At 38.4% G+C, this 23,880-nt stretch carries 23 protein-coding genes; 9 read left to right on the top strand and 14 right to left on the bottom strand.

What is annotated here, in order from left to right; genetic code table 11:
- Positions 1-83 precede the first annotated feature (83 nt).
- The 3 genes from BBP83_RS13845 (at position 84) to BBP83_RS13835 (ending at position 2,464) form a co-directional block, all read left to right on the top strand.
- Entirely contained in the window at positions 84-359 is a 276-nt protein-coding gene (locus tag BBP83_RS13845; RefSeq protein WP_068889550.1) for a hypothetical protein, read from the top strand.
- 122 nt (positions 360-481) lie between these two features.
- Entirely contained in the window at positions 482-1,519 is a 1,038-nt protein-coding gene (gene fba, locus BBP83_RS13840; RefSeq protein WP_068889548.1) for a class II fructose-bisphosphate aldolase, read from the top strand.
- A gap of 90 nt (positions 1,520-1,609) precedes the next feature.
- Complete coding sequence (locus BBP83_RS13835; RefSeq protein ID WP_068889546.1) at positions 1,610-2,464, top strand: DMT family transporter; 855 nt, start codon at positions 1,610-1,612, stop codon at positions 2,462-2,464.
- Between the two features lie 805 nt (positions 2,465-3,269).
- On the opposite strand, the gene nfsB is transcribed toward BBP83_RS13835, so the two are convergent.
- From nfsB to BBP83_RS13820, 3 genes are all read right to left on the bottom strand, one after another.
- A complete protein-coding gene (gene nfsB / locus BBP83_RS13830) occupies positions 3,270-3,923 on the bottom strand; it encodes an oxygen-insensitive NAD(P)H nitroreductase (RefSeq protein WP_068889544.1) in 654 nt (217 codons plus the stop codon).
- A 366-nt stretch (positions 3,924-4,289) separates the two neighbouring features.
- Positions 4,290-5,009 carry a UDP-2,3-diacylglucosamine diphosphatase gene (locus BBP83_RS13825; protein WP_068889542.1) on the bottom strand — a complete coding sequence of 240 codons (720 nt, stop codon included), beginning with the start codon at positions 5,007-5,009 and terminating at the stop codon, positions 4,290-4,292.
- A 168-nt stretch (positions 5,010-5,177) separates the two neighbouring features.
- The gene (locus BBP83_RS13820) at positions 5,178-5,687 is read right to left on the bottom strand and encodes a peptidylprolyl isomerase (RefSeq protein WP_068889540.1); all 510 of its coding nucleotides are present in this window, start codon (positions 5,685-5,687) and stop codon (positions 5,178-5,180) included.
- 165 nt (positions 5,688-5,852) lie between these two features.
- Between BBP83_RS13820 and BBP83_RS13815 the strand changes: the two genes are divergently transcribed.
- A complete protein-coding gene (locus tag BBP83_RS13815) occupies positions 5,853-7,574 on the top strand; it encodes a glutamine--tRNA ligase/YqeY domain fusion protein (RefSeq protein WP_068889539.1) in 1,722 nt (573 codons plus the stop codon).
- Positions 7,575-7,691: 117 nt separating this feature from the next.
- On the top strand, positions 7,692-8,603 hold the full coding sequence (locus BBP83_RS13810; protein ID WP_068889607.1) for a bestrophin family protein: 912 nt from the start codon (positions 7,692-7,694) through the stop codon (positions 8,601-8,603).
- An 82-nt stretch (positions 8,604-8,685) separates the two neighbouring features.
- On the opposite strand, the gene BBP83_RS13805 is transcribed toward BBP83_RS13810, so the two are convergent.
- From BBP83_RS13805 to trmA, 3 genes are all read right to left on the bottom strand, one after another.
- The gene (locus BBP83_RS13805) at positions 8,686-9,222 is read right to left on the bottom strand and encodes a lecithin retinol acyltransferase family protein (protein WP_068889537.1); all 537 of its coding nucleotides are present in this window, start codon (positions 9,220-9,222) and stop codon (positions 8,686-8,688) included.
- Between the two features lie 283 nt (positions 9,223-9,505).
- Complete coding sequence (locus tag BBP83_RS13800) at positions 9,506-9,730, bottom strand: hypothetical protein (RefSeq protein ID WP_068889535.1); 225 nt, start codon at positions 9,728-9,730, stop codon at positions 9,506-9,508.
- Between the two features lie 242 nt (positions 9,731-9,972).
- On the bottom strand, positions 9,973-11,055 hold the full coding sequence (trmA, locus tag BBP83_RS13795; RefSeq protein WP_068889533.1) for a tRNA (uridine(54)-C5)-methyltransferase TrmA: 1,083 nt from the start codon (positions 11,053-11,055) through the stop codon (positions 9,973-9,975).
- 315 nt (positions 11,056-11,370) lie between these two features.
- Here trmA and BBP83_RS13790 point away from each other — a divergent pair, with 315 nt between their 5' ends.
- The 4 genes from BBP83_RS13790 (at position 11,371) to BBP83_RS13775 (ending at position 17,473) form a co-directional block, all read left to right on the top strand.
- A complete protein-coding gene (locus tag BBP83_RS13790) occupies positions 11,371-11,730 on the top strand; it encodes a hypothetical protein (protein ID WP_068889531.1) in 360 nt (119 codons plus the stop codon).
- Between the two features lie 124 nt (positions 11,731-11,854).
- Entirely contained in the window at positions 11,855-15,319 is a 3,465-nt protein-coding gene (mfd, locus tag BBP83_RS13785; RefSeq protein ID WP_068889529.1) for a transcription-repair coupling factor, read from the top strand.
- 215 nt (positions 15,320-15,534) lie between these two features.
- Positions 15,535-15,969: an HIT domain-containing protein gene (locus tag BBP83_RS13780; protein WP_068889527.1), complete on the top strand. Its 435-nt coding sequence runs from the start codon at positions 15,535-15,537 to the stop codon at positions 15,967-15,969.
- Between the two features lie 58 nt (positions 15,970-16,027).
- Positions 16,028-17,473, top strand: a complete 1,446-nt coding sequence (locus tag BBP83_RS13775; protein WP_068889525.1) for an adenylate/guanylate cyclase domain-containing protein — start codon at positions 16,028-16,030, stop codon at positions 17,471-17,473.
- A 98-nt stretch (positions 17,474-17,571) separates the two neighbouring features.
- Here BBP83_RS13775 and fdx read toward each other — a convergent pair whose 3' ends face one another.
- The 8 genes from fdx to BBP83_RS13735 all read right to left on the bottom strand — a co-directional run bounded on the left by fdx (position 17,572) and on the right by BBP83_RS13735 (position 23,749).
- Entirely contained in the window at positions 17,572-17,910 is a 339-nt protein-coding gene (fdx, locus tag BBP83_RS13770; RefSeq protein WP_068889523.1) for an ISC system 2Fe-2S type ferredoxin, read from the bottom strand.
- 16 nt (positions 17,911-17,926) lie between these two features.
- Positions 17,927-19,786: a Fe-S protein assembly chaperone HscA gene (gene hscA, locus BBP83_RS13765; RefSeq protein ID WP_068889521.1), complete on the bottom strand. Its 1,860-nt coding sequence runs from the start codon at positions 19,784-19,786 to the stop codon at positions 17,927-17,929.
- A gap of 43 nt (positions 19,787-19,829) precedes the next feature.
- Complete coding sequence (hscB, locus tag BBP83_RS13760) at positions 19,830-20,345, bottom strand: Fe-S protein assembly co-chaperone HscB (protein WP_068889520.1); 516 nt, start codon at positions 20,343-20,345, stop codon at positions 19,830-19,832.
- A 101-nt stretch (positions 20,346-20,446) separates the two neighbouring features.
- Complete coding sequence (iscA, locus tag BBP83_RS13755; protein ID WP_068889518.1) at positions 20,447-20,767, bottom strand: iron-sulfur cluster assembly protein IscA; 321 nt, start codon at positions 20,765-20,767, stop codon at positions 20,447-20,449.
- 38 nt (positions 20,768-20,805) lie between these two features.
- The gene (gene iscU / locus BBP83_RS13750) at positions 20,806-21,192 is read right to left on the bottom strand and encodes a Fe-S cluster assembly scaffold IscU (RefSeq protein ID WP_068889516.1); all 387 of its coding nucleotides are present in this window, start codon (positions 21,190-21,192) and stop codon (positions 20,806-20,808) included.
- A gap of 104 nt (positions 21,193-21,296) precedes the next feature.
- Positions 21,297-22,514 carry an IscS subfamily cysteine desulfurase gene (locus BBP83_RS13745; protein WP_068889513.1) on the bottom strand — a complete coding sequence of 406 codons (1,218 nt, stop codon included), beginning with the start codon at positions 22,512-22,514 and terminating at the stop codon, positions 21,297-21,299.
- A gap of 1 nt (position 22,515) precedes the next feature.
- Positions 22,516-22,989, bottom strand: a complete 474-nt coding sequence (locus tag BBP83_RS13740; RefSeq protein ID WP_068889511.1) for an Rrf2 family transcriptional regulator — start codon at positions 22,987-22,989, stop codon at positions 22,516-22,518.
- A 112-nt stretch (positions 22,990-23,101) separates the two neighbouring features.
- Entirely contained in the window at positions 23,102-23,749 is a 648-nt protein-coding gene (locus tag BBP83_RS13735; protein WP_068889509.1) for a hypothetical protein, read from the bottom strand.
- Positions 23,750-23,880 lie beyond the last annotated feature (131 nt).

The raw sequence follows: 23,880 nt of genomic DNA, 5'->3' as shown, positions 1-23,880 counted from the left end.
CGATTCATTTTTTAGTCATGAAAATGAAATATAAGTGCAATAAAATTTTCTACAGATTAGTCATCAACCTGTAGGAAAATGTGATGAAATTTAAATTGGCACTTGCTGCATTTTTAATCGCACCACTAGCATTAACAGCATGTTCTAAGAAAGAAGAAGCCCCAAAAGTAGGAACTGAAGCATCTGCACCTGTTGCTGATGCAAAAACTACACCAGAACAACAAGCAGCCATTGATGCATTAGACAAACCTGTGCTGGATGAAAAAAATACAGATGTGCCAGCAGAAATTGCAAATACACCTGCGGATGAAGCGACAGCAGACCCAGAACAAGGTCAAGTAACACCTGCATCACATTAACAATCTTGCTTTTATTTTAAAAGTCTCTGCATAAGCAGGGATTTTTTTTATAAAAGGTGTTTTTGCTGCTGATTTGAAAGCATTGTACATGTAGAATATGTCGCATTACCTGGGAGGACATTATGGCTCTTATTTCATTGCGCCAGCTCTTGGATCACGCCGGCGAACATGCTTACGGCGTACCAGCGTTTAACGTAAACAATTTAGAACAAATGCGCGCAATTATGCTTGCAGCAGATGCAACCAATTCACCTGTGATTGTGCAAGCCTCTGCAGGCGCACGTAAGTACGCAGGTGCACCGTTCTTGCGTCATCTTATTTTAGCTGCTATTGAAGAATGGCCACATATTCCTGTTGTAATGCACCAAGACCATGGTACAGACCCTGACGTATGTCAGCGTTCTATCCAGTTGGGCTTTTCATCAGTGATGATGGATGGTTCTTTGGGTGCAGACGGTAAAACGCCAACAACTTATGAATATAATGTTGACGTAACACGCCGTACAGTTGCCATGGCGCATGCCTGTGGTGTTTCTGTAGAAGGTGAGATTGGCTGTTTAGGTAGCCTTGAAACTGGTTTAGCGGGTGAAGAAGATGGTGTCGGCGCTGAAGGCGTTCTTGACCATTCACAACTGTTAACTTCAGTTGAAGAAGCAACTCAGTTTGTAGCAGATACAAATGTTGATGCTTTAGCAATTGCAGTGGGTACTTCACACGGTGCTTACAAGTTCACTCGTCCACCTACAGGCGATATTTTAGCTATTGACCGCATCAAAGAAATTCATGCGGCTTTGCCAAATACACACCTTGTTATGCACGGTTCTAGCTCTGTTCCTCAAGAATGGTTGGCTGTAATTAATGAATTTGGTGGCGACATCAAAGAAACTTACGGTGTACCTGTAGAACAATTGGTTGATGCAATTAAACACGGTGTTCGTAAAATTAACATCGATACAGATTTGCGTTTAGCTTCTACTGGCGCTATGCGTCGTCTGATGGCTGAAAAACCAAGTGAATTTGATCCGCGTAAATTCTTCTCTGCAACTGTTGATGCAATGAAACAAATTTGTGTTGATCGTTATGAAGCATTTGGCACAGCTGGTCATGCAGATAAAATTCGCCCAATTTCTTTAGAGAAAATGGTTGGACGCTATAAATAATCTGCCATAGATTATTGAGTTTAAAAAGCCCACACTGCGTGGGCTTTTTTTATTAATTAAATACAGTTTGAATCATTTTAAGAGCGTGTTATGGAACTGATTTTTGCAGCTGCGCTATGCAGTGTTGCAGTCTCAATTTTATTGAAAATTTGTAAAGAGCGAGGCTTTAATGCCTTGCAAATGATTACATGGAATTATGCCGTCGCGAGTATTTTATGTTTTTTCTGGTTTAAGCCAGATTTACAACATGTTTCAATCCAAGATACGCCTTGGTGGCTCATTATTACACTTGGCATTCTATTACCCACTATTTTTCTATGTCTGTCGAAGTCCTTGCAAACAGCAGGTATTCTTAAAACTGAAATTGCACAGCGGCTTTCTGTGGTTTTGTCTTTAACCGCAGCATACTTTGTCTTTCAGGAACAGTTTAATCAACTGAAAATAATCGGTATTGTGTTAGGGATTGGCGCTGTGCTGTGTATTTTATTATCAAATAGAGTCGGGCCTATAAGCACAGAAAACCCGAATGCAGTTGGTTATTTAGCGAGTGTTTGGGTAGGCTATGCATTAATAGATGTATTATTAAAATATACGACAGGCTTAGGTTTGCAGTTTTCAGTTGCACTGAACTTAATGTTTATTTGTGCATTTATATTGTCTTTGGCTTATATCATTATAAAAACAAAAACAGTTGGAACAACTCAGAATATACTTGCTGGTTTAGCATTGGGCGTATTGAATTTTGCAAATATTGCGTTGTATGTGAAAGCACATATATTGTTAAAAGAATCACCTGCTATTGTATTTGCAGGTATGAATATTTTAGTCGTGCTATTGGGTGTATTGGGTGGGCTGATTATTTTTAAAGAAAAGCTTAAACTGGTCTCTGCCACAGGTTTAGTTTTGGGTATTGTAAGTGTGTTATGTTTGGCTTATGCCATGTAATGCTTATGGGCTGAAAATAAAGGCATGAATAAGCACAGACCAAAGCCCAAACAAAAAATGAGGTTTATTGAATAATAAAGTGTGTCGATCTATTTTATTTAAGGTCAGCGGAAATAGCCTGATCATAACCCAATAGAATGACATACAACGCTCTCAGTTTGAGTCATATCAATTTTTTGGATGATGGTTTTTATCCAACACCTCAATCACTACGCTAGTTACTGCTAGATTGAGTATATTTAAATTTTAAGGGTAAGCTCACTATAGATAGATTAAGAATATGAGATATTTAAACTTCAGTACTTGTATCAATGAATCTAGTAAAAGTTAGGCCAAAATTTAGTTATATCAAAAGGTCATGAACTGCTAAAACAAAGATGGCTTAGAAATGAAAAACCGCTTAAATATGAAAATTTAAGCGGTTTATATAGAAGTAGCGATGTTTCTATGACGTTATTTAGCGTGAAAACCGTTGCATTGTGCTTTGAAGATAGCTTTTTGCCACAGCAACGGGGTATTTAAAAAAATCTGGGGTCTCAATGGTGCCCTGTAATTGCCCCTGATGCTGACATTGAGGACAGGTTGGATAGGCTAGAAAAACATCGGAATTGTACTTATGCATATAGACAGTTTTGCAAGAAGTACAGTTAAATTTCATTGGTAATTTTGGCGCAATAGGCATAACAGTTGACCGATGATGTTTTGCGCAAAATATACTCGATTTTTGTTTAAAAAATAAGTCCCCAAATGACAAAAAAGCGATAAAAGAGGAATAAATTCCCCTTTTATCGCTTTTTTAAACAGATTATAGCTTTGTAAAGATTTCTTCTTTGGCTAAACGAGATTTGGGTAATTTTGCATTGAAATCATTTTCACTGCGAAAGCCCAAGGTTAACAGTACAGAGGGTACTAAACCTTGTTCAACTAAAGCCAATTCTTCAGAAATAATGGCTTCATCAAAACCACCAATAGGCGTTGCATCAATGCCTTCAATTCCTGCAGCCAATAAAATTTGACCCAACGCAATAAAGGTTTGATTTTCGGCCCAGCGCTGAACATCACCTTTTTCATTACGATAAAAATTGACATAACCTGAGCGACTGTCTTTTTGACCTTGTTTCGCTGCTGAGTCTTTAAAACGACCACTGGCTTCATCACGGCTTAATAAGTTTTCTAGGTGATCTTCATTAATATCTGCTTTGGTACAGAATAAAATAGTATGAGATGAGTCTAAAACTTTAGGGGCATTGTAGGCATATTTTCCAACCAATGCTTTTGCAATACGTTCTTTAGCCAGTTGATTGTCAGCAATAAAAAAATGCCAAGGCTGAATATTAATAGAAGATGGTGTTAAACGTAAAATTTCGAGCAAGCGATCAAATTGTTCTTGAGGAATGGTCTTACCCTGATCATAAGCTTTAGTGGTGTAACGTGTTTTAGAAACGTTAAGTAAATCCATACTGGCGCTCTCGCTTAATCAATTTGGTTTATCTTACCTGAATCAAAGAAAGAATGAATTAGAAGAGTTTTCATATAACTTAGACTTTAGATTGAAACAACCTGAAGATAAATTACTTAATATCATGATCTAAATTTTTTGTGATGTTCTTTTTTACTTTAGCTGTCTTATTATCTATGTTGATAATAAGACAGCAGGGCCGAATTGGCTGTCTATTATTGTACTATTTTTTTTGATTTTTAATCGCTTGAGAACTAAAAGCTCATCAAGAGGAAATATGAAAAATTTCATAAATATAGTGTTATAAGCTTACATTTTTTAAATCTAAAGCTGTTTTAAAAAAGTAATGATAGAAACCTGTGTTGATCAATATTGCCATATTTTAAGTTCAAAGGTTTGATTTATATGTTCAGGATCAATCTCTAAAATTTGAGCTTCATGTTCGCGCCAATCACCTAATACTATTCTAGGTTTACCATGCACATCATGAATGTATGGTCGATGGGTATGTCCATGAATCAGTAAATCAACCGATTGAAGGGATTGTTCAACGGCATGTGGATTGACATCCATAATCTCATAAGATTTTACTTGTTTGGTCTCTGCACTTTTTTTACGAAAACCATTGGCTAACTTTTGGCGAAAGCTCAGTGGCAGGCGTTTAAGGAAGCCTAAAAGCAGTGGATTACGAATAATTTTACGAAATTTTTGGTAGGACACATCATCGGTACAGAGTAAATCGCCATGTTCAAGGCGTATTTGAATGTTGCCTATTTTTAAAGTATCGACATCAGGCAATAAAATACCATTAAATTGGTTTAAAAATCGCTTACCTAAAGCAAAGTCACGATTACCGACTTGAAAATAAACTTGATTGCCAGCTTGATTGAACTGTTTTAAAGCATTAATCACTTCATCTAACCATGGGGCAGTGTAGTCATCACCAATCCAAGCATTAAACCAATCGCCCAAAATATAGAGTTGGGTATTTTTATTTTTGTAAGACTCTAGCAATGCTAAAAACCCCCGAACGAGTCGAGGGTGTTCAGGTGACAAATGTAAATCAGCGATAAACAGATAGGTCACTTATTTTTCCTTTTTAAGAAATCCCTCCCAGCCTCCCTTTAATAAAGGGAGGAGTTTCCCCATTGAAACGGTTGAAAGTCCCTTTTATAAAAGAAGGACTTATCAGCCATTTGCATTCGGGCTTTTACTCCCTCCTTTGAAAAAGGAGGGTTGGGGAGGATTTATAAATTATTCAGCAATAATTTTTGCAGATTCAATCACAACATTTTCTAGTGGAACATCTGCATGGTAGCCACGGTTACCAGTACGAACGCCTTTAATTTCGTTAACGATGTCAAGACCTTCAGTCACTTTACCGAAAACTGCATAACCCCAACCTTGAGCATTTTTGCCAGAATGGTTAAGGAATGCATTGTTGCCCACGTTAATAAAAAATTGAGCAGATGCAGAGTGAGGTGCTTGAGTACGCGCCATTGCAACTGTACCAATATCATTGGTTAAGCCGTTATCCGCTTCATTTTCAATTGCATCACGTGTTGCTTTTTCTTTGAAGTTTTCATCCATACCGCCACCTTGGACCATGAAACCATCAATCACGCGGTGGAAAATTACGCCGTCATAGAAACCGTCACGAACGTATTCTAAGAAGTTAGCAACAGTTATAGGTGCTTTTTCTGAGTTAAGTTCAAGAACAATACGTCCTTTATTGGTGTTTAATTCGACTTGAGGAAAACTCATTTTATAATCTCCTGATCATGGATAAAAAAGCCATGGGTTTTTGGTTGAGAGAAGCATAAGCAAACTGTAAACTACAAGGCAAGCAAAAACGCGACTTTCTTTGTTAAAAAATGAGAATCGCGTTTTAATTATCCTATTTTATCTTATAGAAGTGATTTATCAACTATGAAGCCGAATGATGTTGTTTCATCCCTGCCAAATAACCCGACAACTCATACTCAATCTGTCGATGCTGCGCAGCAAGAACAACAGGCGGGCTTAGACTTTGTACGCCAAGTCATTACTGAAGATTTAGCCGCAGGTCGTACAAAGCAGGTGGTGACGCGTTTTCCACCAGAACCCAATGGTTATTTACATATTGGTCATGTCAAAGCCATTTGTCTGAACTTTGGTATTGCACAAGAATTTAATGGTGTATGTAATTTACGTTTTGACGATACCAATCCCGATGCAGAAGAACAAGAATACGTTGATGGGATTGCCAACGATGTAAAATGGTTAGGTTTTGACTGGAATGGCGAACCACGTTATGCATCAAGCTATTTTGACCAACTGCATACGTGGGCAATTCAATTGATCAAGCAAGGGGATGCTTATGTCGATTTGCAATCGTCTGAAGAAATTCGTTTAAACCGTGGTAATTTTGTTGAACTAGGGAAAAATTCGCCTTATCGTGATGTGAGTGTGGAAGAAAATCTTGCACGTTTTACTCAAATGAATAATGGCGAATTGGGTGAAGGCAAAGCTGTTTTACGCGCTAAAATTGATATGGCTTCTCCAAATGTGCATATGCGTGACCCAATTTTGTATCGTGTATTACATTCTGAGCATCATCAAACGGGCAATACATGGAAAATGTATCCAATGTATGACTACGCTCATCCATTATCAGATGCGATTGAAGGTATTACTCACTCACTGTGTACGCTTGAATTCCAAGATCACCGTCCATTCTATGATTGGGTAGTGGAAAAAGTTAAATCTGAAGCCGTTCCACATCAGTACGAATCGAGCCGTTTAAATATTGATTACACCATTACTTCTAAACGTAAGCTTCGTAAGCTAATTGAAGGCAATCATGTCAATGGTTGGGATGATCCACGTATGCCAACTGTTGTGGGTATGCGTCGTCGTGGTTTTACTGCAGAAGGACTACGTGATTTCTGTAAACGTGTAGGCGTGTCTAAAACTGATGGTATTGTCGATGTAGCAATGCTTGAGTTCTGTATTCGTCAATCACTGGAAAATGCTGCTGCACGTGGTATGGCCGTGTTAAACCCGCTTAAAGTGACCTTAACCAATCTGCCTGAAGATATGGATTTAACGCATTCACGCCATCCAAATGTGGACATGGGCGAGCGTGTTATTCCTTTATCTAAAGAAATTTATATTGATCGTAAAGATTTCGAAGAAGTTGCACCGAAAGGCTTTAAACGTTTAATTCCAGAAGGTGAAGTACGTTTACGCCATGCTTATGTCATTAAATGTGATGAAGTGATTAAAGATGCCAATGGTGAAGTGATTGAGCTGAAATGTTCTATTGACCCTGAAACCTTAGGTAAAAACCCAGAAGGCCGTAAGGTGAAAGGGGTGGTACATTGGGTTTCTGCGTCTAAAGGCATTCCTGCCGAAGTGCGTGTTTACGACCGCCTATTTACAGAATCAGACCCAGAAGTAGGTGATGATTTCTTAGCAAATTTAAATCCAGATTCATTAAAAGTGATTCAAGCGGTGATTGAGCCTGCTTTGGCGCAAGCAAAACCTGAAGATCGTTTCCAGTTTGAACGTGAAGGTTATTTCATTGCAGATCAGTACGATCATAGCAGCGACAAACCTGTGTTTAACCGTATTTTAGATCTAAAAGACAGTTTTAAACCTGGAAAATAATTGCCAATCCGATTCAGCAAAACATTGGCAAGTAAAACCAAGATTGTTATGCTGAAATAGGCCATAAAAGCTCAACTTCGGTTGGGCTTTTTTATGCAGATCAATAAAGGAATGACTGTGATTATTCGAGATAAAACCAATAGTTTTAAATTGCTGTTTGCATGGCACGGTACAATTTTGCCTAAAGTTTTTCTTGCCTTAATGTTTGTGGTGTTTATTTCCGCGGTCTTGGTTTATATGGCTGCCCGTCATTATGTGTCTATGCCAGAAGTGCCAGCCATTGGATTTACCATTTTTGGCGTGATTTTATCTATCTTCCTAAGCTTTAGAAACACAGCATGTTATGACCGCTGGTGGGAAGGGCGTAAGTTATGGGGCGCATTAATTGCCAATACACGCCATATCATACGTGATACGCATGTATTAGATGACATGGTACGACAAGTGATGATGTATCGTGTGATGTTATTTACCCATCTATTGCGAGATCGCTTACGTAAAAAAACCTATGATTTTGAAGATTATCAGGTTCATGTACAGTTAACAGAACCGCAATGGGCTATTTTGTATAGTCATATGAACCCGCCACAATATCTGCTAGAAATAATACAAAAGGATTTAGCAGGCCTTTATAAACGTGGTGAAGTGACTGATATTATTTACAGTGCCTTAACCAAGCATACCGTTGCATTGGGGAATATACATGCGGGTTGCGATCGTATTTCGTCGACACCACTGCCATTTTCATATTCGGTGCTGTTACATCGCGCCGTGTATTCATTTTGCTTGATTCTGCCTTTTAGCCTTGAATCTAGCTTGGGTGTTTGGACACCTGTTATTGTGGCCTTAATTGCGTATTTGTTTTTGGGTCTAGATGCTTTAAGTGCGGAACTTGAAGAGCCTTTTGGTGTACAGGAAAATGACTTGGCTTTAGACTCAATTGTACGCAATATTGAGCGAGAAATGCTCAGTTCTTTAGGGATGACATTACCTCCTATAATTAGTGCACATAAAGGCAATTTGATGTAATGCTGAACTGTACTTAAGTCATTTACACTTATTTAAAAGGGACTTTTATAGAGTCCCTTTTTTGGGTGATTGATAAAATGGCTTAAGAGTCTTTATGCTCTTGTTCTTTGACATACGAATAGATTCGTAAATTCATTTTCGCTTTTTCTCGAAGTTTCTTTTTAATATAAAACGCCAGAGCAAAGCAGGTGGTCGTAACCGTCAACATCATGCTACTCATATAACTCATGATTGAGCTGACGTAGCCAATGGTGGTCAGTCGATTCATCATACGCACGACCTGTGGGCTACTTTCAATGCCTGTAATTGCCCATGTACATAAATGTTCACAATTGTTAATAATTAAGTGATAGTTATTTTCATGCATACGTGAGCGCATACGACGAACCACTTTACGCCCTCTAAACTTAGGCGAAGAATAATGTTGGATTTTAACTTTTTTACCCAGACAAAAACGTTCTAAAGAGGTGATTTCAATTGGGTGTTTTTTGAAAAGATGAGCAAATCCAGAGTAGTGAATTACTCGGCCTCGTCCTGCATAAATTCCATGGTGGGTATAACCAAAATGCTTAATGATTAAATGTGCCCCTAAAGGAATCCGTGGTCTCTGCTGTTGCATGTCTACGTTTACCAATAAAGTTACAAATGTATTTTAAAGATGAGTGTACTTCTTTTCTGTGAATTAATCGACTTATTTGGGTAAACGACCATTACATGAATTTAAGCTGAAAATAGTAAGCAATAAGCGTATGAAGCTAAGGTTTTAGTTGTCCTGCTTCTGCTATTGAAATTTTCTCCTCTAGCAAATAAACGGGAAAAGAAAGGTTGTCAAACTTCTTTTTTGAGACAATAAAAAAGGCACTTAGTACACTAAATGCCTTTTTTAGAGAGATCAGATTCTACTATTGAAATGGTAGATGCTGAAGTTCATTTAACTCTTTGCGGCTATAACCTCGAGATGCTAAAACCTTTTTAATACCAATAATCACATCTTCATCTATTGCTTTCTCAAGCGCTTGAAGGAGTTGCTCATTGGTTTTACAAGAGTAGTCATTTTCAACACAAGCAATTTGGTTCTTATGCTCGTTTTCCTGTTCATTTGAAAACAGTTTTTGCCAAAAACTCATAGAGCCTTCATCTGCAACCTAACATAGGATGAAATATAACCAAACTAATAAATAAAGCAAGCCTACCTAAGAGATAAAAGCATCAATCAAACTGTAATTTTTCCGATTATATAGCGAATAATAAGTGAAATAATTAGATAAATAGATATTGTAAAGTTTTAAGTTGCTCATTTCATTGGGAATATAAAAAGAGTTCTAGGGAAACTCTTTTTATGTTAAACATATGAAAAGAAACAATTTGTTTAAATTTTTTCCAATAAAATACCGGATTCAACATGGTGGGTATAAGGGAATTGGTCAAATAATGCGAATTGAGTAATTTTATGCGTTTTACTCAATATTTTTAAGTTGTCATGTAAAGTATCTGGGTTACATGAAATATAAATAATACGTTCAAAGCGCTGTAAAAGTTTTAATGTTTCATCGTCAATACCCGCACGTGGTGGGTCAACAAATACCGTATCAAAACTGTAGCTCGTAATATCAATACCTGCTTCTTGTAGGCGACGGAATTCACGTTCGCCATTATAGGCTTGAGTAAATTCTTCAGCAGACAAGCGCGCCACTTGAATATTATCAATATTATTTTTTTCAATATTCCATTGTGCTGCATAAACGGAAGACTTGGCCAGTTCGGTTGCCAAAACACGCTTAAAACGGGTAGATAGAGGTAAGGTGAAATTGCCATTACCACAGTAAAGTTCAAGTAAGTCTTGATCTGAATGCTGCGCGACATTACAAGCCCATTCCAACATTTTTTGGCAAACTTGGGCATTGGGTTGGGTAAAACTACTTTCAATTTGTTTGTACTGGTAGGTACGGTCAAATACTTGTAGTTCTTCGACAACATAGTCGTCAGTTAAAATGACTTTTTGACCACGACTACGACCAAATATTTTAATATCTAACTGTTCTGATAACGTTTTGGCCGCAACTTCCCATTCTGCGGTGAGTGCATTACGGTAAACCAGTGAAACAAGCATTTCACCTTTTAAGGTTGCTAGAAAATGCACTTCAAATAAGCGTGTAGATAAAATTGGATTGGCTTTTAGTGCGTGCAATAGTTTGGGCATTAAAGTATTAATGCTTTGATCTGCAATTGGAAATTCATCGATACGAATGACTTGTTTTTGCTGATTTTCATCACGTTCAAACATTGCATAAAACATATCATCTTCAGTATGCCAAATACGAAATTCTGCACGCATACGGAAATGGTTTTCCGGCGATGCAAATACATTGAGGGCTGGCATGTTGTATTCAGAAAATTGAGCTGTAATACGTTCAACTTTGGCATCAAGTTGTTGTTGATAAGATGAAGTCATATGCAGTAAAAATCGCAATCATTTTAAAAAACAGATGGTAGCAAAAAATTGTGGATATGCCTAAAACTATTGTGGTAAAAGCCTTTAAATTGTAGGGGCTGTGGCTTAGTTGGTTTTTAGGTGATTTAAAAAAGATGATTTTTTAAAGAAAATAAAAAAGCCAAATTCAATGAGCAGATTGAACGTTTGGAACATTTTGGGAAAAGATGTTTCTGTACAAAAAATGATGATTGAGATTTTTATTGTCCATCGAATTTATCAGGTATAAACAATCTGTTTTAGAATAAGCATCAGTACCTCAAAAGCTAGACGATTATGTTGAATAAAATTACGGCCTTGTTTAAAGGTAAAAAACCCACACCAGAAGATCTGTATAAAGAGCAATATCAGATGCTATATACCGATGAACAAGGTTTTATTGTGGGTGGAATAATCTTGAATGATGCATTGTCTGCACGTTTAGAGTATTTGTCTAATAGACGTCTCAGCTCATTTAATGATTTAAGCAAGTTATATGACGTTGCAATTATCATTAATGAAAAAATTGATTTAGAAATTGCGAATCAACGTTTTATTGCACATTTAGGTAATACTGAAGAAAATTTACTAGAATTCAAGCAACTGATAAAAATACTGACAGACTATTATCGAAATTTTCAGCGTGTACGAAAATAACTGTATTTTGACATGATGAATATAAATCTATGTAAATCTTCATCTACTTGCTAAAAATAGCAAAAGGGGCAAAAACAACGTGCTAAAATGATTGGCATGTTGTTTAGATGCTAAAGCTATATACATGTTCCAACAAGAAATTTCCCAACTCAATTTAAAGCAACTTAAAGCGGGTGAAAAACGCTGGATTGGCAACCTGCAAGGTTCAGCCACAGGGTTGCTATTTAAAGAAATAGTCGCACAAAGTAAGCAACTGTTTATTATTGTCGCGAGTAATAGTCAGCATTTGGGGCAGTTGGAAAGCGAACTGGAATTTTACGGCATCAAACCGACAATTTTTCCCGACTGGGAAATTTTACCTTATGACCGCCTTTCGCCACATCAAGATATTGTGTCAGAACGTTTAGCTATTCTATCGAATATGCCCACACAGGGCGTGCTCCTACTTTCTGCCTCGACTTTAGCACAGCGTATTGCGCCAGCCTCTTGGGTATTGGGCGAACATTTCGATATTCGTGTAAGTCAAAAAATTGACTTAGAACAACAAAAACTCAGGTTAATCCAAGCGGGCTATTATTTGGTTGACACTGTGTATGATCATGGTGAATTTGCCGTCCGCGGTAGCATTATGGATATTTATGCGTCAGGTCAAGTGGCGCCTATCCGTATTGATTTATTTGATGATGAGGTTGATAGCCTAAAATTTTTCGACCCAGAAACACAGCGTACAACAGAAGCATTGCAAAATTTTACGGTTTTGCCTGCAAAAGAATTCCCTTTAAAAGAGGCACGTTCGGTCTTTCGTGACCGTTACGCAGATTTTTTCCCTACAGCAAACCCGAAGAAAAACCCAATCTATCAAGATGTTTTAGAAGGTATTGCTTCGCCAGGAATTGAGTTTTATTTACCGTTATTCTTTAGTGCAGAGGCAATGCAAAGCCAAAGCACACTAATGGCGTACTTACCAAAGAATGGCATTGTCATTACAGATAAGCTGGTGGATGACGGTTTGACGCAGTATTGGAAGGAAGCTGTCCGTAGATATGAAGACCGCAGGCATAATATTGATCAGCCTATTTTGCCTCCCGAACAGCTGTTTATGCAACCGAGTCAAGTCCTTGAACAGCTGAATCATTTTGGTCGAATTATTGCATCACAAGACCGCTTTGAAGAAAAAGCGGGTGTCTTGAATATTCAGTCTGAATTGCCTCCGCGTTTGCCTGTAGACCCTAAACGCGAAAAACCGTTTACTGAAGTTAAAAACTATATTGATCAGATTAATCATCCAGTTTTATTGGTTGCAGAAAGTGCAGGACGCCGTGAAACGTTAAAAGATGCGTTGCGTCCATCATTGGGTGATATTCCTTATGTGGCTAGTTTTGATGAATTTATTCAATCATTGCATGCTATTGCTATTACCAATGCGCCTTTAGAACGTGGTTTGTTGCTGAACAATAAGATTACAGTGATTTCTGAAAATCAGTTGTATGAACACCGTGTTGTACAACGTCGTCGTAAGCGCCAACAGGAAGTTTCTGAAGAGTTTCTCATTCGCAGTTTGACCGAACTGAATTTGGGTGCGCCAGTGGTACATATCGACTATGGGGTTGGTCGTTATGCAGGTTTAGTGACCTTAAGCATTGATGATCAAGACCATGAGTTTTTGCAGTTAGATTATGCCGATGCTGCTAAAGTTTATGTGCCCGTCACCAATTTGCACTTAATTAGTCGTTATAGCGGTGGCGACCCTGATTTAGCACCCTTGCATAAGTTAGGCACAGATGCATGGAATAAAGCTAAACGTAAAGCATTAGAACAAATTCATGATGTGGCAGCAGAATTGTTGCATCTTCAGGCACGCCGTCAAGCAAAACCGGGTTTTGGTTTTGAGCTAGACCACAGTTTGTATATGCAATTTTCTAGTGGTTTTGCCTACGAAGAAACCCTCGATCAAGCCAATGCCATTGAAGCTGTTTTATCTGATATGCAACAAGCCAAACCGATGGATCGTTTGGTTTGTGGTGATGTTGGCTTTGGTAAAACAGAAGTTGCCATGCGCGCGGCTTTTGTTGCGGTGCAAAACAATAAGCAGGTAGCAGTGCTTGTACCAACGACACTTTTGGCACAGCAACATTATGAATCCTTCAAAGACCGTTTTGCGGATTGGCCTGTACGAATAGAAGTGCTCTCTCGTTTTGGTTCATCTAAAGCACATACCAAAACCATTGAAGATTTGGCTGATGCCAAAGTTGATATTGTGATTGGAACCCATAAAATTCTACAAGAAAATGTACAGTTTAAAAACTTGGGCTTGATGATTGTAGATGAAGAACACCGTTTTGGTGTGCGCGATAAAGAACGTATTAAGGCCATGCGTGCAGATGTCGATATGCTGACCTTAACCGCAACGCCAATTCCACGAACCTTAAATATGGCTTTTAGTGGTATGCGTGATTTATCTATTATTGCCACACCGCCAGCACGTCGTTTAGCTGTTAAAACCTTTGTGCAAGAGCAAACCGAAGATTCGATTAAAGAAGCAATTTTACGTGAATTACTTCGTGGCGGTCAGGTGTATTTTCTGCATAATGAAGTTGATACTATTGAACGCACGGCTGAAAATCTCCGCCAACTTGTTCCCGAAGCACGTGTAGCAGTGGCTCATGGTCAAATGCGTGAACGTGAATTAGAACAGGTCATGCAGCAGTTTTATCATAAAGAATATAACGTATTGGTGTGTTCGACTATTATTGAAACAGGGATTGATGTACCGAATGCCAATACCATTTTAATTGAACGTGCCGACAAATTAGGCTTGGCACAGTTACATCAACTGCGTGGACGTGTGGGACGCTCACACCATCAGGCTTATGCTTATTTGTTAGTGCCCTCAATGAAAGGTCTTAAAGGCGATGCAGAAAAGCGTTTAGACGCCATTCAACGTGCATCTAATTTAGGTGCAGGTTTTATGTTAGCGACCGAAGACTTAGAAATTCGTGGTGCGGGCGAACTATTGGGTGAGCAGCAAAGTGGTTCTATGCAAACCATTGGCTATAGCCTGTATATGGAAATGTTAGAAAAGGCCACCAAAGCCATTCAAAAAGGCAAAGCCCCTAATTTTGATGCACCACTTTCATTGACTGCAGAAATTACTTTACATATGCCTGCATTAATCCCCGATGACTATTTAGGGGATGTACATCAACGCCTACTTTTCTATAAACGTATTAGTAATACAGACACCACAGAAAAGTTAGATAATATCCGAATGGAACTAATAGACCGTTTTGGTATCCCACCTCAGCCAGTCAAACAACTATTTGCAGTTCATCAAGTTCGTTTAAAAGCAGAGCAATTGGGCATTACTAAAATTGACATCAATAGCAATGGTGGACATGTTGAATTTTCACCCGATACCCCTGTGCAGGCGATCAGTATTATTCAGATGATGCAACAACATCCAACTTTCTTCAGAATGGAAGGTGGACAGCGTTTAAAAGTCATGGTGATGTTGGAAGATTATGATAAACGCATTCAATTTTTAAATGATTTGTTAGATAGTTTGTTGAAGGAATTGCATAGGACATAGGTTTTATAAGCTTATTCTGATAAGGATGAATATGAGATGAATTATTTTTTAAATAAGTAATTGATTTATTGGGTTAATCTTATTAGATTTAAATTGTGATGTAGATCAATATAAATAGGTGTTATTTGTGTTCAAACACAGCGTGGATAATATTCACGCCCATTAGTATGTGGTAGTATTAGCCATCATTCTAATTTTACATCATTAATAAAGATATGTTTAGTTTACATCCACAACTTGCTCAAGATACGTTTTATGTAGGCGACTTTCCACTGTCAACATGTCGTTTAATGAATGATATGCAGTTTCCGTGGCTTATTCTTATTCCTCGTGTGCCTGGCATTACAGAATTATATGAATTAAGTCAGGCCGATCAGGAACAGTTCCTACGTGAATCAAGCTGGCTTTCTAGCCAATTATCACGTGTATTTCGCGCTGATAAAATGAATGTTGCCGCTTTAGGCAACATGGTGCCTCAATTGCATTTCCATCATGTTGTACGTTACCAAAATGATGTAGCTTGGCCAAAACCAGTTTGGGGCACACCTGCTGTTCCTTATAGTAATGATGTACTTGCACATATGCGTCAAACTCTAATGTTGGCGCTTCGTGGTCAAGGGAATATGCCGTTTGATTGGCGCATGGATTGATCCTTAAACGGACCATATGAGGGATATATGGCTGTGATTGTCTGTAAGGAGTGAGTGTGTGCCATTAGACGATTGGATTAATAAAGAACCGAAGCAGTTTGAATACTTTCATCGATTGATGGGGTATATCATGCTGTCTTTGTTAATCATTGTTTACCATTACACGCAACCTGATACACAATATCAGATCTATATCCCTGTATTTTTACTTGTTGTACTGCTAATTTCACCCAAGCTGTCGCATTGGTTGATTTACCGCTTTAATACGAAAGCCAAGCGAACCGTCATGTTCGTGGGTGATCTGATAGTCATTGCTGTTATGTTGTCGGCAATGCATTTAGATCTCGTGCTGACCTTTTTGGCTATTTTTGTGTTGCTTTATACCGCAATTAGCAACAAAATTTCCTTCCTTATGGTGTCATTGGCCTGTCTAATTGGCCTTGTAGTCTTTTATTTTTGCACCATTTTTATCTTTGGTTTCCATGAATATTTCGAACAAACCAGCAGTGAATTAACTGTATTGGGTTTTATTTGTTTGATTACCTATTTTGGGGTGGGTAGCTTCTATCAGCGTAACCATACACATTCTTTAATGAAGAAAAAAGATCATTATTTTGATCAAATGAACCGCTATATGGAATTCGCCAATCAACTGAGTCGCTATGCACCAGTGCAACTTTGGCAGTCCATTATGAAAGGTGAGTCAGAAGCTAAAATTGAATATAAACGTAAAAAACTCACCATTTTCTTTTCAGATATTCAAGGTTTTACCGAACTTTCAGAAACTTTGATTCCAGATGACTTGGCATTTCTACTTAATGATTATTTAAGTCATATGACCGAAATTGCTAAACAGTATGAAGCAACTGTTGATAAGTTTATGGGAGATGCAATCCTTATCTTTTTTGGCGACCCACATAGCCAAGGTGTGGAACAGGATGCCAAAATTTGCTTAGAAATGGCAATGGTAATGCGTCAACAAATGAAGCTCTTGCGTGAACGCTGGATTAAAATGGGCTATCCTCCATTACATATTCGCATGGGGATTTCAACAGGTTATTGTCACGTGGGTAACTATGGTGCAACGCATCGTATGGCTTATACCATTGTTGGTCGTGATGCCAACTTGGCTGCTCGGCTACAAAGTGCAGCTGAAGTTGATGAAATTTTAATTTCTGACGATACACATCAGTTGATAAAAAATGATTATCTTTGTGCACCTAAAGCGCCTATTTACCTGAAAGGGATTAAAGGCCCAGTGCGTACATGGCAAGTGATGGAAAAGTATACATCGAAGAAAGCCGATTATCAGCGCTGGTTTGATTACGAATATAAAGGTTTTCACCTCTTGTTGAATATGGATGAAGTACAGAACTTTGAATATCCTGAATTAATTTTAGTGCTTGAAAAAATGATTAAGCGCTTACAAACTCAGCAAAAAATGACCAACTCGGAAGGTATTGTTAAATTAAATCTTGAAGATGAAGTTATTGTAGAGGATTAAGCTCGCTTCATTAATGCTCATTATCTATTCTAAAAATGAAGTATATAAAAAAGACCGCTATTAAAGCGGTCTTTTTTATATGAAAATTTGCATGAAGCTTAGTGGTTTTCTGAAGCATGATTAATTGTGTATTTGGGAATTTCAACTTCCAAATCTTCATCTTCAATTTTAACTTGGCAAGATAGGCGTGAGTCTGGTTCTAAACCCCAAGCACGGTCAAGTAAATCGGCTTCAACATCATCCATTTCATCTAAACCATCAAAACCTTTACGCACAACGACATGACAGGTCGTACATGCTTTAGACATGTCACAAGCATGTTCAATTTTAATGCCATTGTCCAATAGGCTTTGACATAAATTGGCGTTTTTCTCAACTTCAAACTCAGCGCCATTTGGACAAATCGTTGCGTGAGGCAATACTTTAATACGTGGCATAGTCGTTACCTATAAATTAGTTTGAGTTTGACCAGTCGTCAAGCTTAGTGCCTTTTAGTGCGGCATCAATGTGTTGATTCATACGTGCTGCTGCAAAAGCATCGCTGTGGATTTTAAGCTGTTCTACTGCATCTTCAATTGCTTTAATTTCAGCACTTTCAAGTTGAGCTTCAAGATTTGCTTTTGCAAGATTGAGTTTAGACAGCTGAGTTGCGGTCAGAAGCTGTGCATCTACTTTTAAGGCTTGTTCTAAAGCTTCCAATTCGCGCTTTGCTTCCACTTTGGTTTCTTGCAAATGGCGTAATGACTTATCTTCTTCAGCAAACTTAAAGCCATCTAATAAAAGTCGTTCTGTATCTGAATCGGATAGACCATAAGATGGTTTTATGTCAATTTGAGCATGCACACCAGACGTGGTTTCTTTAGCAGCAACAGTTAGTAAGCCATCTGCATCGACTTGATAGGTAACTTCAATACGCGCTTGACCGGCAGTCATTGGTGGAATGCCACGTAAAACAAAACGGCCTAAACTACGACAATGTTCAACCAAATCACGTTCGCCTTGAACGACATGAATCAGCATGGCAGTTTGACCATCTTGATAAGTGGTAAACTCTTGACGACGTGCAACTGGAATAGCGGTATTACGAGAAATTAAACGCTCAACTAATCCACCCATGGTTTCTAAACCAAGAGAGAGTGGTGTGACATCTAACAGTAATGCACCATCGTTGGTGTTGCCAATTAATTGATTGGCAGTGATAGATGCGCCAATAGCAACCACTTCATCGGGATTAATTGTGCACAACGGCTCTTGATTAAATACGTCACGAACTGCTTTTTGTACAGCATAAGAGCGTGTTGAGCCACCGACTAAAACGACATTCTGGATGTCATTTAAATCAAGTTTAGCATCGCGCATTACGCGCTTACACACACTAATCGTTTTATCTAAAGCAATTTTAATAATGTCTTCAAATGTGGTGCGATCTAAAGTCAGTGTTTGATCTAGTAGTTTTAATTCAGTAGAGTCAGTATTTGATAGCGCTTCTTTGGCTTGGCGTGCGGAAACGAGCCAATGTGCAAATTCATTATCATTTAAGCTATCAATATTGAGTTGTTTTTTAGCCCATTTGACAATTAGTCGGTCTAAGTCGTCGCCACCGAGTGCAGTGTGACCACCAGTTGCCAGTACTTCAAAAACACCTTGCGAAAAACGTAGAATTGATACGTCAAATGTTCCACCGCCTAGGTCATAAATGACGTAATTACGGTCATGTGCCAAATTACTGTCTTGATCTAAACCATAAGCTACAGCTGCTGCTGTTGGTTCATTGAGCAAGCGAAGAACATTTAAACCAGCCAGTTGCGCGGCATCGCGCGTTGCTTGGCGCTGCGCTTCATCAAAATAAGCCGGAACAGTGATGACTGCGCCATTAATAGGGTTTTTTAGACTATCTTCTGCACGATCTTTTAATTGCTTTAAAATTTCAGCAGATATTTCAACTGGAGTTTTACGACCTTGTGCAGTTTCAAATGCAGGCATTTGATTGTCTTCACCGACTAAAACATAAGGGTGTTGAAATTTAATATCCGCTTTAGAGCGACCCATAAATCGTTTTACAGAAATAATCGTGTTTTTAGGGTCTGTGGTAATAAAGGGTTTGGCATCGTCACCATATTCAGTACGGTTTTCAGCATAATGAACAACAGACGGAAGTAACACTCGGCCTTGTTGATCTTGAAGCACTTTGGCTTTACCTGAAAGAACCGTGGCGACCAAAGAGTGGGTGGTGCCTAAATCGATACCAATCGCAATGCGATGTTCATGCGGTGCACTTGATTGACCTGGTTCTGCAATTTGCAAGAGAGCCATTGTGTTACATCCTTAGAACTTAAATACGTATAAACAGGTGAAATTAAAAATCATCATCTAAATCAAAGCTATCATCATCTAAGAAACGATCTTCAGCTTTGTTAATATCAGCCATGACTTTAACAAAAAAACGTAATTTGCGTACGGTGTCCCGCGCTTCAGCCCAATCTTCATCTGTATAGTCAATTTTGAATTCACGGATTAAGCTTATAATCCATTGTTCTACTTCATTTTTTAACGAAGTGAGATCATCAGCTGAATGAGCTTCGTCTAATTGTTCACGAATTTCTAAAGCCGACTGTAAAAATTCAAAATCATTAATGGATTGATCCAGATGATAATCTTGCTTTTTTAAACCCAATAAATAGGCAGCGCGACTATCTACATTAGATAAAGCTTTAAAGGCTTGATTGATTTCGCTTGATTTGATTAAAGCTTGATCTTTGTTTTTAGCTTTATCAGGATGATATTGTTGCTGTAGCTTAAGAAATTCAGTTTTTAAAGCCACTAAATCAATATCGAGTGCTACAGGAAGGTTGAACAGCTCAAAATGATTCATGGGAGAATTAATCCGCGATTGATGTACAAAAGTATGCTCTAAATGCAATTAAAACAGCGTATTTTACACTGTTTTAATGCAAAGCAGAGAGAAGGAGGTTGTTAAATAGTGAAAGACTCACCACAACCACATTCGCCTTTTTTATTGGGGTTATTGAACTCGAAGCCTTCGTTCAAACCATTTTTGACGTAGTCCATCTCAAGTTCATCAAGATAAACCAAGCTTTTTGGGTCAACAAAAACTTTAACACCAAACTGCTCGAAGGTTTGATCATGTGCATCAATTTCATCAACAAATTCGAGCACATAAGCCAAACCAGAACAGCCTGAAGTTTTCACGCCAACGCGAATGCCTTCACCCTTACCGCGATTTTTTAGGTAATTGCTGATATGAGATGCTGCATTTTCAGTTAAGTGGATCATGAAAACTCCGTTATTTTTACTTCAAAAACTGGGAACAATTAAGCTTTAGCTTTTTTGCTGCGATAGTCTTCGACAGCGGCTTTAATGGCATCTTCTGCAAGTACAGAACAGTGTACTTTTACAGGAGGTAGAGCAAGTTCAGTCGCAATATCAATATTTTTGATGGCTTGCGCTTGATCAAGTGTTTTACCTTTGAGCCACTCGGTTACAAGTGAGCTAGATGCAATTGCAGAACCGCAACCATAAGTTTTAAAACGTGCTTCTTCAATGATGCCATTGTCATCGACTTGAATCTGAAGGCGCATTACATCGCCACACGCAGGAGCACCGACCATGCCAGTACCAACATTTTCAGCATTTTTGTCTAAAATACCAACATTACGAGGGTTTTCGTAATGATCAATTACTTTTTCGCTATAAGCCATGACGCTTCTCCAAACCTCGGGGTCAGCCTAGGATATTAATATGGGGGTGAAATTACGTTTTTCAATGAGATAGCTTTAATCTAAAGCTATCCCTGAGGTCTGAATCAGTGTTCAGCCCATTCAACAGAAGAAAGGTCGATACCATCTTTGTACATGTCCCAAAGCGGAGAAAGGTCACGCAATTTCTCAACAGCAGCTTTAGTAATTTCAAGAACGTGGTCGATATCTTGCTCAGTGGTATATTTGCCAAAACTGAAGCGGATTGAACTATGTGCAAGCTCGTCAGTTAAGCCAAGTGCACGAAGTACATAAGATGGTTCAAGTGTTGCAGATGTACATGCAGAACCTGAAGATACAGCAGCATCTTTCAATGCCATCATCAATGATTCACCTTCAACAAAATTGAAGCTGATATTGAGATAGTTGGCAACGTTATAAGTTGGGTGGCCGTTTAAGAACACTTGCTCAAGACCTTGTAAACCATTCCATAATTTATCGCGAAGTACGCGAATACGGGTTTGTTCAGATTCAAGATTTTTGCCAGCAAGCTCAAATGCTTCGCCCATGCCCACAATTTGGTGCGTTGGAAGTGTACCAGAGCGCATACCACGTTCATGACCGCCACCATGCATTTGTGCTTTAACACGAACACGTGGAGAACGGCGGACAAATAACGCGCCCATACCTTTAGGGCCATAAATTTTGTGCGCAGAGAAACTCATTAAATCAATTTTCATTGTAGAAAGATCAATTTCAACTTTACCTGCGGCTTGTGCTGCATCCACATGGAAGAAGATTTTCTTCGCACGTGTGATTTCACCAATTGCTGCGACATCAGTTATCGTCCCAGTTTCGTTGTTAACCATCATGAGGGAAACAAGAATTGTATCTGGGCGAATGGCTGCTTCAACCATTTCAGCTGTAATTAAGCCTGTTTTTTCTTGAGGCTCAATATACGTGATTTCGAAACCTTCTTCTTCGAGTTCACGACACGTGTCTAAAATTGCTTTATGTTCAATTTTAGAGGTAATGATGTGTTTGCCTTTTGATGCGTAAAACTGAGCTACACCTTTTAGTGCAAGGTTGTCAGATTCAGTTGCACCCGAAGTCCATACGATTTCACGCGGATCAGCTTTAATTAAATTTGCGACTTGTTCACGGGCATATTCTATTTTTTCTTCTGCCTGCCAACCATAAGCATGTGAACGTGATGCTGCATTACCAAAAGTACCGTCAAATGTTAGGCACTCCATCATACGTTCTGCAACTTGAGGATCTACAGGAGTAGTTGCTGCATAATCAAGATAAATAGGACGTTTCATGTCAAATACCTGTAACCGATAAAAGGGCTGAATCAAAAGTTGGTGAATTCTGGCGAATGGCAACAGTTTGTACGTTGTCACGAGCAACAAGGTCAGCAAGTGAGATCTTTGCTAGATAATCGGCAATGTGGTGGGAGAGTTCTTGCCATAAATCATGAGTCAAGCACATTGCACCATTTTGGCAGTTGCCTTTATGGTCGCAACGCGTAGCATCAACTGTTTCATTTACAGCTTCAATAATTTCTAATACTGTGATTTCGTCAGCGCTACGTGCCAAATGGTAACCACCGTTTGCACCGCGAATACTGGAAACTAAGCCGTGACGCTTTAATTTCGCAAATAACTGCTCAAGATAAGCCACTGAAATTGTTTGACGTGCTGCAATTTCTGCAAGTGTGATCGTTTGTTCAGTTGGCTGCAAAGCTAAATCAAGTAGAGCAGTCACTGCGTAGCGACCGCGAGTTGTTAAGCGCATGATTCGATACACATGATTAGACTAGATGTGCCGATTTTAAGAATCCTGACTAAAATAGTCAAGTATTTTTAATGGTGTTTCTTTGTTTTATTTGTTTAGTAAAATTATGTATTTAAGCAAGCCAAAAATTATACACTAATAACGCGATTAAAAGCACCGAGATTATTGTAAATATGACATTAATCCGTTTTTGACGGCGTTCAATACGCTTAATGCGGTTTTTATATTGTTTTACTTCAACTTGTAAGGTATTGATTTTTGATCGTTGTTGGTCAATTTTTTCTAAAAGTGGGGCAATACGTTTTTTTGAAGCAATGATGTCCTGATCATTTTCAGGCTCTGTTAACCATTGTTTCCAGTCAGCGAGTACTTTTGGAAGGCTAAATAACGACAATAAATCTCGAAATTCATCTTTAAGAACAAGATCGCCATCAATACGCATACTTTTAATGCTACGACGATTGCCGAAGACAAAGATTTTAATTAAATCCATTAAAGTGGTGCGAACATCTAAATCAACCGCTGTTTCTGGAGCCTTGTTATCAAACAAAATACCATGATCAGTAAATTGAATGTAGAAGTCGAAATAAGGTAAGTAGCTATTTATTTTTATTGCTATTTTTTCATCTACAAATTTTTTCGCTTGTAGAGCCACAACACGGTCATGTTTTAAAATGAAAGTAAATATTGTTTCCAAAACAATGAGTGTCATTGTGAGCAACAAATGAGTTTGATTTTGTCTTTGTTGCGTGTCACTCATAAAAACCAATCCTTACCTGAAAAAATGAGCTTCCTGCTCGTGGGCGATTTCAGGATTAAACCAAAAACAGATGAATTAACTTGCTTTGTAGAACAGTTTTACAAATCTATCAAGTCTTAAGTTTGTTATTA

Origin of the sequence: Acinetobacter celticus, from assembly GCF_001707755.1 — a bacterium.
Lineage (GTDB): Bacteria > Pseudomonadota > Gammaproteobacteria > Pseudomonadales > Moraxellaceae > Acinetobacter > Acinetobacter celticus.
Note: the sequence above shows the minus strand (reverse complement) of the source record. Positions and strands in the feature narration are given on the sequence as shown.

Excerpts from the sequence above, each read along its gene's own strand:
- BBP83_RS13845 (WP_068889550.1), top strand. The coding sequence starts at position 84 with ATGAAATTTAAATTGGCACTTGCTGCATTTTTAATCGCACCACTAGCA.
- fba (WP_068889548.1), top strand. The coding sequence starts at position 482 with ATGGCTCTTATTTCATTGCGCCAGCTCTTGGATCACGCCGGCGAACAT.
- BBP83_RS13835 (WP_068889546.1), top strand. The coding sequence starts at position 1,610 with ATGGAACTGATTTTTGCAGCTGCGCTATGCAGTGTTGCAGTCTCAATT.
- nfsB (WP_068889544.1), bottom strand. The coding sequence starts at position 3,923 with ATGGATTTACTTAACGTTTCTAAAACACGTTACACCACTAAAGCTTAT.
- BBP83_RS13820 (WP_068889540.1), bottom strand. The coding sequence starts at position 5,687 with ATGAGTTTTCCTCAAGTCGAATTAAACACCAATAAAGGACGTATTGTT.
- BBP83_RS13815 (WP_068889539.1), top strand. The coding sequence starts at position 5,853 with ATGAAGCCGAATGATGTTGTTTCATCCCTGCCAAATAACCCGACAACT.
- BBP83_RS13805 (WP_068889537.1), bottom strand. The coding sequence starts at position 9,222 with ATGCAACAGCAGAGACCACGGATTCCTTTAGGGGCACATTTAATCATT.
- BBP83_RS13800 (WP_068889535.1), bottom strand. The coding sequence starts at position 9,730 with ATGAGTTTTTGGCAAAAACTGTTTTCAAATGAACAGGAAAACGAGCAT.
- trmA (WP_068889533.1), bottom strand. The coding sequence starts at position 11,055 with ATGACTTCATCTTATCAACAACAACTTGATGCCAAAGTTGAACGTATT.
- BBP83_RS13790 (WP_068889531.1), top strand. The coding sequence starts at position 11,371 with ATGTTGAATAAAATTACGGCCTTGTTTAAAGGTAAAAAACCCACACCA.
- mfd (WP_068889529.1), top strand. The coding sequence starts at position 11,855 with ATGTTCCAACAAGAAATTTCCCAACTCAATTTAAAGCAACTTAAAGCG.
- BBP83_RS13780 (WP_068889527.1), top strand. The coding sequence starts at position 15,535 with ATGTTTAGTTTACATCCACAACTTGCTCAAGATACGTTTTATGTAGGC.
- fdx (WP_068889523.1), bottom strand. The coding sequence starts at position 17,910 with ATGCCACGTATTAAAGTATTGCCTCACGCAACGATTTGTCCAAATGGC.
- hscA (WP_068889521.1), bottom strand. The coding sequence starts at position 19,786 with ATGGCTCTCTTGCAAATTGCAGAACCAGGTCAATCAAGTGCACCGCAT.
- hscB (WP_068889520.1), bottom strand. The coding sequence starts at position 20,345 with ATGAATCATTTTGAGCTGTTCAACCTTCCTGTAGCACTCGATATTGAT.
- iscA (WP_068889518.1), bottom strand. The coding sequence starts at position 20,767 with ATGATCCACTTAACTGAAAATGCAGCATCTCATATCAGCAATTACCTA.
- iscU (WP_068889516.1), bottom strand. The coding sequence starts at position 21,192 with ATGGCTTATAGCGAAAAAGTAATTGATCATTACGAAAACCCTCGTAAT.
- BBP83_RS13745 (WP_068889513.1), bottom strand. The coding sequence starts at position 22,514 with ATGAAACGTCCTATTTATCTTGATTATGCAGCAACTACTCCTGTAGAT.
- BBP83_RS13740 (WP_068889511.1), bottom strand. The coding sequence starts at position 22,989 with ATGCGCTTAACAACTCGCGGTCGCTACGCAGTGACTGCTCTACTTGAT.
- BBP83_RS13735 (WP_068889509.1), bottom strand. The coding sequence starts at position 23,749 with ATGAGTGACACGCAACAAAGACAAAATCAAACTCATTTGTTGCTCACA.